The following is a 9,324-nucleotide window of genomic DNA, read 5'->3' on the forward strand; positions in this document are numbered from 1 at the left end:
TAGTCGAGATTAGAGGACTCGTTGCCGTGGGACACACGGTGGTTAAGCTTTCTGAGGGTAAAGGTTCCGTCCACCGAAGACGTTAAACTCTGCCTCCCTGTGACGGAAGAATCCCCCGCGTTTTAACCGGGGGAGTGTCAATTGCAATAACCGGATGGATTAGATTCATTTTCAGCATCAAAAAAGATACTTTGCATCAATTAATACAAAAAAAGCTGATAGCGCCGATAAGGTTAACTTGAGATTAACCAAGAAAGGATAAAACCTCTGGAAGAAACAATTTCAGGGACAGTTTTCCTGTTGACTAATCTCACCAAAAACTCTATCTGGTGTGAGAGACGAACGTGAATCAAGCTAAAGTTGCTAGGATTGCCTTACTTAATGTGCCGACAATTTTAGGGATAACAATTGGGCTATCTACCGCCGCGATCGCAGGTGAACCGACAAAATCAGTCCAAAGTATCACGGATCAGAATACCCAACAGCCGAGTCTAATTGCCCAAATGCTCCTGAATCTGGAGATTTCGGTTCCCGATGCGGCGCTGGAGACAGAGGAGGCATTAAACCCATCCGCAATACCGGATACCCCTATACCTTCCCTAGGATTGGACGCTATGGAAAATCAGGGGATGGGACAATTAACCAACGTATCCCAACTGCGAGATGTCTCTCCCGGAGACTGGGCGTATGAAGCGTTGCGATCGCTAGTTGAACGGTATGGCTGTATTGCCGGATATCCAGATGGCACGTTTCGCGGTAATCGGGCGATGACACGCTATGAATTTGCGGCTGGATTAAATGCTTGTTTACAGCAAATTGAACGTTTAATTGGCAACGTTCCCGATAATGGGGATGATTTGCCCACGCTACGGCGTTTAATTGAAGAATTTGAAGCAGAACTTGCCACCCTAGGAGCGCGGGTTGATAATTTAGAAGGTCGAGTGGCATTTTTAGAAGACCATCAATTTTCCACAACCACAAAACTGTCGGGGGAAGTTATCTTGGGTTTGGCGGATGCGTTTGGAGATGAGGTTGGTGACGATGTAAATACCGTTTTCCACGATCGCGTGCGCCTCAACTTCCTAACTAGCTTCACCGGGAAGGATATGCTGCAAACTCGTCTGCAAGCGGGTAATCCAACCCCATTACTGGCAAGAGGCGGTGTAACTTATGATGATGGATCAGGTGGTAGTCAAGAAGGGCGCTTTACCTACGATGGTCCGGCTGGCAATGATGTCGTGATCGACATCCTGCGCTACCGCTTTCCCCTAGGAGACAAAGCCACCGTACAAATCGTGGCAAATAATGGCTTACACCACTATTACTCAGATACTGTGAACCCTTACTTAGAAGGATTTGCTGGGGGGTCTAATGCCATTTCCCGCTTCGCTGAACGGAACCCCATTTATCGGATTGGTCCGTTTGGTGCAGGGGCTGCGATCGCGCTAAAACCGAGTGATAATCTCAGAGTAGATTTGGGCTACATTTCCAATACCGCCAGTAATCCTGGAGAGGATAATGGGTTGTTCAACGGGAATTATTCCGGAATTGCCCAAATTGTTTATGGCAGTCGGTTTAAAATTGGATTAACCTACGTCCACGCTTATGATGATGGTGGAGATGACGCTAGACGCTTTCTATTAGGTGGAACAGGTACAGCCTTTGCTAATCTCAATCCGGCTCAATTGGCAACTATAACCAATTTGTCAGCCGAAACCAATTTGTCAGCCGATATTCTCAGCACTCCTGTTGTCAGCAACTCCTATGGACTAGAAGCCTCGCTCAGATTTAGTCCTAAATTTTTGGTGAATGGTTGGGTTGGTAAAACCGACGCCCGTTTAATTGGATTAGGTGATGCAGATATTTGGAATTTTGCCTTAGGTTTAGTGTTTCCTGACTTAGGAAAAGAAGGAAACTTAGGCGCTATTGTTGCGGGTGCAGAACCGACACTGAGAGGATTAGATGTTCCCGGTGGAACCAAGGACTTTAATCGAGATTTTGCGTATCACATCGAAGGCTTCTACAAATATCAAGTGAGCGATAATATCTCAATTACACCGAGTATCATCTGGTTAACCGCTCCCAACCAAAATTCAGATAACAGCGATGCTGTTATTGGCACGGTAAGAACCACATTCACGTTTTAAAAAAGAGTGCCGACCTCTTAAAGAAGACAGGAGCTAAATGTAGGGTGGGCATTGCCCACCTACAGTGCCTTGATATGCATACAGTGTAGCGATTTGTCAAAGGGGAACTTCAGCATAAAGTTGCATTGGCGAAGGAAATGCTAATCCAATCAATAATCAACTTAAGTATTGACATAAAGACGTTTGTGTGAAGTAAGCTGATTATTTAAAATTACAGTCACCGTAGTGCCTTGATTAAGTATGCTGTCTATCTGAATCTGACCGTGGTGATTGTCTACAATGGCTTTAGCGATCGCTAACCCTAATCCGGAACCCGCCGTATCATGGGTTCTGGCGGGATCGATGCGGTAGAAGCGATCAAAAATAAGGGGTAAGGCGGTTTCGGGAATTCCCATACCATTGTCGCGAACTTGGACTTGAATCCAGGAGGAAATTTGTCGTCCACCTTTGTGGGGACGATTGACTAATTCTAGTTTCACCTGCACCCATCCTTCCTCGTCTTTGTCCGTTTTGGCTGGAGTATATTGCACCGCATTACTGACGAGATTGGTAAATAAACGCGCTAACTGATTCCAGTCGCCCAAAATGGTAAATGCCTCGTCATCAGGCGATTGTAGCGGTTGCAGAGTAGTGATGCGATCGCGTGCCTCTGAGTCAGAGGTGGAATCAACAAATGATTCAGCATTCACATCATCGTAGTTTAAATCAAAATCAGGGGTTTCGGGCAAATGAAGCGAGAGAAAAATACCTTTTTGATCGGCAATTAACTGTTGTTCTTCAATCACTTCCATCAGCAACGCATCCAAGGGGACAGGTTGCCATTCAGGTTGTACCATACCACTATCAACCCGCGCCAAAAATAGCAAATCATTCACTAACCTTCCCAAACGCTGAGTTAATCGTTCCACCACCTTGAGTTGGTGACGTTGCCATTGCGGTTCCATATCTGGATCAGCTAGCGCCACTTGCACATTGGCTTGAATCGTGGCGATGGGATTTCTTAACTCGTGGGAGGCATCAGCGGTAAACTGTTTTAACCGTTGGTAGGATTCGCGCACGGGTTTCATGGCGAGTTCTGAGAGTAACCAACCAATCGCGGCGGTGGAAAGAATCATTAGGCTTGTTCCCACCGTTAAATCAACGATTAACTGGCGAATCGGTTTGGTGACTTCAAACCAGGGATGACTCACCCGTAAATACCCTAAAACATACCGTCCAAGTTCGACTCGCTTGGTAAACTGACGCAGCAGGTGATCCGGGGATAGATGGACAGTTTCCGCTGTTTGTCGGGGATGCAGGGGAACATCTAGGGGTTCTGATAGAGTTGACCACAGCAACTGACCCGTGGGACTAAACAATTCTAAGTCAATGTGGTCATCTTCCACCGCTTGGGTATTGTCGCGAAAACTGGCTTCTACGTTAATCTGATAAGGAGTAACCGTTCCCGCGATTGGCTCAATTACCAGGGAGCGATCGACAACTTCCACCACATGCTTTAAGGTATCGTCCACTCGTTCAATTAAAGTGCTGCGGACGTACAAGTAAACTCCTGTCGCGAATAGTAATAGTAAGACGGCAGTAACCGTTGTATACCAAAGTGCCAGACGGCGGCGAGTGGCTTGAAACATTTTATTTTATTCAAGGCAGTAGGACACATCAAGTAGATTAGGCGTTCCGGCGGAGGAGTCTCTACCATAGTTCGTTTTTCTACATCCAGTCGTCTTTAGACGACTTTAACTGTTAGCCAAGGGTTTAAACCCTTGGCGGTTGGCGAGACTCGTGCTGATGGTAGGGACACGACATGTTCCCTACAGATGGTGGTTTAACGGTAAGTCCTACATTTATTCTCTTAATACCAAATGTCGCTGCGCGTCAAAAGAAATCTTTCCTTGCTGCTGTAACTGACTGAAGAGGCGAGTAATCGTGACTCGAGTCGTGCAACAGGCGTTAGCAAAATCCTGATGCGTCAGGCGAATAGTTAAACGAGTCCCCTCTTTTGTTGGTTGACCAAATTCCTCTTTTAACCACGATAGGAAACAGTGCAAACGGTCTGTTATTTGTCGCTTACCAGCAATTGCCAATAGAAATTCCGTCTGTTGCAGGCGCTGATTAATATGAGGTAAAAGACTATTGGATAGCTCAGAAGAGGCGGAGATTTCGGTTAGGGAAATACCAACTAATTCTGCTGTTTCTGAGAGAACAGTGGCTTGGCAAATCGGTAGAGACGTCATCCTAGAACCGAAGCAGATGGATTTTCCTGCCAACCCCAATATTATTTCATCACCACTTTCGCTAAAAGTACTCAATTTCAGAACCCCCTGGCAAACTAGCCAAATGATCTGGGGTTGGAGAGAAACTGTCTCGCCTTTATGATAAACATGCCGGGGGCGATCCTGGTAGAGGTTGATATGATTGCGATTTAACTCCCTCAGCGCCTGCTGGCGATCGCTGATATCCTGTACTATCCAGTGCAAACGGATTGGCTGATTCTCTAAGTTGCAGTCGGGGGTTACAGTCAAAGCCGCCTCCAAGGGCTCACCTTGACGTGGCTGAATCTGAGCAATCCATTCTTGTTTGACGTTACGCTGCTGAATCTCGATGAGTTTAGCCGGAAACTTGCGGCGATCGGATTTAATCAAGAAGATGTCTAGAGGTTTGCCGACTAAAAACCGCTTTGATATATTCAGCATCTTGGCAGCAGCTCGATTGGCTTGTGTAATTTTTCCATTCGTATCCGTTTCTAGGCAAGCACTAGGTAAAAACTCGACTAGATCTTGGTAACGCTGGCGTTCGGCTGCTAATTTTATTTGCATCGCAGCCGATTCCTCCGCCTGTACTAGAAGTTCCTCCATCGCCACTTGCAGTTCTTCTGAAGCTATGCCGAGTTCTTTAAAGGCTGATGGTAGCAGACTAGATTTGCAGTTTGAAGTATCTATATGCTGGTAAAGCCGATCTAAGCGCCCTTGTAATGCCTCTAGCTGCTGAACAAACCGCTTCAAGTCAATGTTCAACGTCCCAACACCCCTTTTTCTCTGTAAACAATCCCCCATAGATAGATTTTTAGGTATTTTATTTAGTGTTTGGTAAGGATTAATTGATTTGGCTCTCCAAATGCGTTTGTATTCAGCGTAACAAAGCAACTTAATATAAGTCCCCTTCTTTAGACAGACGTGGAGTATGGCGGAAATTGATATGCTGCTAGATGTCAGTAAAGCTAAGGGTTTCAGCGCCCTCCCAACAGACAAGACATAAGGATAGAATTCTACGCTTATCCCAGATCAATCCCTCTCTGGCTAGGACTGGCAACTTCCCTACTCGCTCATTGTTACTCAGACTTCATTTATATAGAGATATGAATTCACAAACCACTTCCCATCAAACCGCTTCCGCCGCTAAACCTAGCCAAAGTACATCCGATCGCCAAAGTTTATGCTGTTATACTAATACCACCAGCCATATTCAAGTTATCCGACTCGTGAGTAAATCCCATACTAATTGGCAGCGGGTTGTTTTTCCGGGTGAGCGTTTCCTGTTTGAAACTGACTCCGAATCTAACTTAGAGATTTTGGTAAGTGAAGGAGTTTCTTCTTTGGTTAATTGCCAAAAATTACTAGTAAAATTGTCAGCCTAATAAACTGATTATTTCGATGCCAATGTTGCTGTTTGATTGGCGCAGTCAACACTATCTCTAAAAAAGGGGCTCACCACCATGTCGGAGAAAATTATTAATTTAACCTGTCTGCTTATCATTGAAGAAGCTAAAGATATCTTGACAAATTATCCAGCGACTCATCAAGCTGCTTTTGAACAGCCATCCTTACGTAACCAGCTCATTAACCAAGTATTAAGTCAAATTCCGGAACAATCTTATACTATCCTGAATGAATCCGAACAACTCCCCAAAAACCCTCGACGTTTTTACTCCTGCATAGAAGATCGAATGATGGTCGAAAAACTCATTCATCAGAATATTATTACTCTACTTCAAGAACAGAATGAAATGTTACATTCCTTGCCTCAACAAGATGATAGCTGTTCTGCTACTACACCGATGAATGCCAACAAAAAACTCTATCGTTGGTTCGGCTATTAGGGTTTTGAAACAGGGACAAAACATTAATTAGCACGATCCGGGTAAAAGGGTAAGGTTTTGTCCCAATAACTATGGGTATGACAGACAAACGATCTAGGCGGATATGATATGAGACTTCGGATGATACAATAGTCACCAACGCCAAGTCATGTCGGTTTTGGCTGAGTCAATCCAGGAGTCCCCCTTCACCTGATGTCAAGACAAGCTGCAAACCCGGCTAATCTATTCAATCGAATTCCCGGACGCGCTTATCTGTTGATTGCGATTGTGATTTTCGCGTCAGCCAATGCGGTAATCCGGATGTTAACAAATTTGGGAGGTCAAAATTTAATTGATGGGAGAAATCCCATCTCTTTTTGTAATGTTCTGTTTGCGGGAAATCTTTGTGCTTTAATCGCCCTAATCTTAATCTACGGCAAACAGTGGAATGTTGAGTCGCTAAAACGTCTCTCGTGGACAGATTGGCTGGGATTGACAGGGGTGGCAATATTGTCTGGAGCATTAGCCCCAGCATTAATTTTTATGGCGCTGGATTTGACAATGGTCAATAATGTGGTACTAATTGGGCGAATTGAACCGCCCCTGATTCTGGCGTTATCTATACTATTGCTGGGAGAACGGGTAAATAAGTGGGTGGTAGCGGGTGCGGTGGTTTCGTTCATTGGCGTTTCTCTGACTGTATTACTTCAGACTCCCGCTACTGAGATGGTGAATATGGGGGGATTCCAGATTGGCAAAGGGGAATTATTTGCCGCAGGCGGTGCCGTGGCTTTAGCCTTGTCCACGATAATTAGTAAGGTGAAGCTACGCCAGATTCCGTTGGCTATTTTCAGTATCTATCGCATGGCAATGGCAACTTTAGTGTTCTTTGTCGTTGTCTTGATGCTGTTTGAACCCAGTCATTTCATCGATGTGTTTTCGCCCTTTCTGTGGCGGTGGATGTTGATTTACGGCATGGTGATTGTCGTTGGAGGTCAACTGTGTTGGTTTATGGGGTTAAAGACAACGGGTGCAGGGGATGTTTCCTTAGCCAGTTCGTTTAGCCCCATTGCCGGAATTTTAGCGGCTTATTTTATTCTGGGGGAAGTGCCAACGATGGCGCAATATATCGGTGGGGCGGTGATTATTGGTGGTATTGTTCTTAATCAGATTGGCATGTTTGGCAAAATGGCTGAAACAGTTACTCCGCCGCCTGGGAATTCAGATAAGGAAGCGGATATGGAGGTGGGCTTTAAAGGGGTGTGATATCATGTCCGCCTAAATAGTTGTGATTTACTTTCCTTCTGCTCTTTGATAGTCCTGTTAACTTAAACTATAGGAATAATTAGAAATTTAAATACTTCCCTGGGAAATGCTCTCTGCAGCAGTCTCTGCCGGTATTACAGAGCTGGGAATGCTATCTATAAAAATTTGTCAAGTCGTAATACCTAGACTAAATCCCGATTGACGTAGATTTGACGTTTAAGTTTTATTACAATTAGAATGATTACTTCAAGCAATTGTTCGCTCATTGCTTCCCTACTTAGCCCATGATGTTCATTACAAACCGACCTTCAACGTCAACCCTTGAAATCACGCCAGCCGTAAACCAGGCTGTTAAAGACTTCCAGCACCTGTCTGTTGATGATCAGTTGGGGCTGCTATGGGGAATGTATCAAAACCTCGGCTGTTCTCTGGCGCCAACACCTGCAGGTGCAGCACGGTTATTTTTGACCCAAGGGTTGCTGCATCAGATCAAGCAAATGCCTTCTAATCAGCAGTTAGCGGCGATGCACGGCTTATTAAGGGAGACAGATACCCCCATCAGTCGCCAGTACGGACTGTTCACCCTTAAAACCAAACTGGCGTTTTGGACTCAGCTATTTGATTGGATGTCCACAGGTGAGGTGAGTCCGGTGGCAATCACTTATCCGCTTTCATCCTCAGCAACACTCCTATTGAGAGCGATGGCATCATTGGAACTGAATGAACAAATTTCCCTATTCCACTGGATTGTTGACCAGATGGGTGTTGCACCTTTAGCCGCTTAGGAATTTGGCACTTAGGTACAAGGTCGATTTATTTTGATTTTGTTAAACTTCAACTTCTAAAAGCCCAACCGTGATAGCGGCAAAGGCAAAGGCTACACCCAGAGGCATAGGCGACTGGAAATAAACGGTCAAAACAGCGGCAACGAGGGTCACCAGAATTGCCCCAATTGACCATAGTTTCTCTTCGCCACTCCAGCCTTTTTCCGCTTTAATCCATTTCAATGCGTCAGTTGGAAGCGGTTCTGGAATCACAGCGCCCGGAGGGAATGCCCAATAGTTATCGCGTTCAATATATAAGTCAGTCCAGCCATTCTCGTAGCACCATTCGTTTAGCCAAGATTCAGAGTAATGTTTCATCGGATTTCGTTAAAATATGTTAAATTAACATGTCTTACAACCTCAATAAGAATAACAAATCTTTTTCGAGACTAAAAGAGGAATAAATACCTATTTCTATTGGTTTAGGAAATAGGGAATAGGGAATAGGGAATAGGCGAAAAATTACCCCAGCTAAAAAGGGGACTACAAAAGCGGATTTGGGATAAAACTCTAAGGCAAAATGGTTTGTAAACCCTGAACAAAGCGTTCAATACCCTCGGTAACTGTTTCTTTTCGTAGCGCTCCATAAGCAATTCGTAGATAGCAACCATCTTCCATACCAAAGGTTGTACCGGGTAAGACGGCGACGCGATGATCGCGAATCAAGCGTTCGACTAACTCGATAGCATTTATATGGGTGTTAACCTGAAGCCAAAAATAAAACGCGCCATTAGCTGGGGCGATCGCACATAATCCATCTAATCGCTGCAACGCCTCTAATACCAACTGTCGCACTGTTGCGATCGCGTGAATGTGGGGTTGAGTATAATTGACTCCAATCTTTGACACTCCTCAGCCTAAAGGCGTGAGGATTCTTCTTTCATCGAGCACTCTTACTATGAAATAGTCGCCTATTTCATACCAGAGGAGCATCTCTGGAAGAAGCGTTTTGCTCCATTACAGAAGCTAGTTTCGATATGCCCTATCGTACTATTGAAAACAAGAAAGAATGTGT

8 protein-coding genes and 1 pseudogene are annotated in these 9,324 nt (G+C 44.9%); 5 read left to right on the plus strand and 4 right to left on the minus strand.

The genetic code is table 11. The annotated features are described in order from the left end of the window. Positions 1 to 344 precede the first annotated feature (344 nt). Positions 345 to 2,147, plus strand: coding sequence for an iron uptake porin (locus RID09_RS24995; protein ID WP_446338620.1), 1,803 nt, complete (start codon positions 345 to 347; stop codon positions 2,145 to 2,147). Between the two features lie 161 nt (positions 2,148 to 2,308). Here the strand turns inward: RID09_RS24995 and RID09_RS25000 are convergent, their stop codons facing one another. Then, positions 2,309 to 3,775: a sensor histidine kinase gene (locus RID09_RS25000; protein ID WP_446338621.1), complete on the minus strand. Its 1,467-nt coding sequence runs from the start codon at positions 3,773 to 3,775 to the stop codon at positions 2,309 to 2,311. A gap of 213 nt (positions 3,776 to 3,988) precedes the next feature. Beyond that, positions 3,989 to 5,158: a PAS domain-containing protein gene (locus RID09_RS25005; RefSeq protein WP_446338622.1), complete on the minus strand. Its 1,170-nt coding sequence runs from the start codon at positions 5,156 to 5,158 to the stop codon at positions 3,989 to 3,991. Between the two features lie 341 nt (positions 5,159 to 5,499). On the opposite strand from RID09_RS25005, the gene RID09_RS25010 reads away from it, so the two are divergent. The 4 genes from RID09_RS25010 to RID09_RS25025 all read left to right on the plus strand — a co-directional run bounded on the left by RID09_RS25010 (position 5,500) and on the right by RID09_RS25025 (position 8,270). Beyond that, entirely contained in the window at positions 5,500 to 5,778 is a 279-nt protein-coding gene (locus RID09_RS25010; protein WP_446338623.1) for a DUF1830 domain-containing protein, read from the plus strand. A 78-nt stretch (positions 5,779 to 5,856) separates the two neighbouring features. Next, positions 5,857 to 6,240: a hypothetical protein gene (locus tag RID09_RS25015; protein ID WP_446338624.1), complete on the plus strand. Its 384-nt coding sequence runs from the start codon at positions 5,857 to 5,859 to the stop codon at positions 6,238 to 6,240. Between the two features lie 192 nt (positions 6,241 to 6,432). Then, positions 6,433 to 7,485 carry a DMT family transporter gene (locus tag RID09_RS25020; protein ID WP_446338625.1) on the plus strand — a complete coding sequence of 351 codons (1,053 nt, stop codon included), beginning with the start codon at positions 6,433 to 6,435 and terminating at the stop codon, positions 7,483 to 7,485. A 284-nt stretch (positions 7,486 to 7,769) separates the two neighbouring features. After that, positions 7,770 to 8,270: an orange carotenoid protein N-terminal domain-containing protein gene (locus RID09_RS25025; RefSeq protein WP_446338626.1), complete on the plus strand. Its 501-nt coding sequence runs from the start codon at positions 7,770 to 7,772 to the stop codon at positions 8,268 to 8,270. Between the two features lie 42 nt (positions 8,271 to 8,312). On the opposite strand, the gene RID09_RS25030 is transcribed toward RID09_RS25025, so the two are convergent. Together RID09_RS25030 and RID09_RS25035 are read right to left on the minus strand one after the other, a co-directional pair. Next, complete coding sequence (locus RID09_RS25030) at positions 8,313 to 8,627, minus strand: slr1957 family protein (RefSeq protein WP_446338627.1); 315 nt, start codon at positions 8,625 to 8,627, stop codon at positions 8,313 to 8,315. A gap of 192 nt (positions 8,628 to 8,819) precedes the next feature. Then, positions 8,820 to 9,137: pseudogene (locus RID09_RS25035) on the minus strand (aminotransferase class I/II-fold pyridoxal phosphate-dependent enzyme); the annotation flags it as partial. Positions 9,138 to 9,324: the final 187 nt, after the last annotated feature.

Source organism: Coleofasciculus sp. G1-WW12-02 (genome assembly GCF_040219735.1).
Lineage (GTDB): Bacteria > Cyanobacteriota > Cyanobacteriia > Cyanobacteriales > Coleofasciculaceae > Coleofasciculus.

Coding starts and splice junctions, on each gene's coding strand:
- RID09_RS25000 (WP_446338621.1), bottom strand. CDS start 3,775: ATGTTTCAAGCCACTCGCCGCCGTCTGGCACTTTGGTATACAACGGTT.
- RID09_RS25010 (WP_446338623.1), top strand. CDS start 5,500: ATGAATTCACAAACCACTTCCCATCAAACCGCTTCCGCCGCTAAACCT.
- RID09_RS25015 (WP_446338624.1), top strand. CDS start 5,857: ATGTCGGAGAAAATTATTAATTTAACCTGTCTGCTTATCATTGAAGAA.
- RID09_RS25020 (WP_446338625.1), top strand. CDS start 6,433: ATGTCAAGACAAGCTGCAAACCCGGCTAATCTATTCAATCGAATTCCC.
- RID09_RS25025 (WP_446338626.1), top strand. CDS start 7,770: ATGATGTTCATTACAAACCGACCTTCAACGTCAACCCTTGAAATCACG.
- RID09_RS25030 (WP_446338627.1), bottom strand. CDS start 8,627: ATGAAACATTACTCTGAATCTTGGCTAAACGAATGGTGCTACGAGAAT.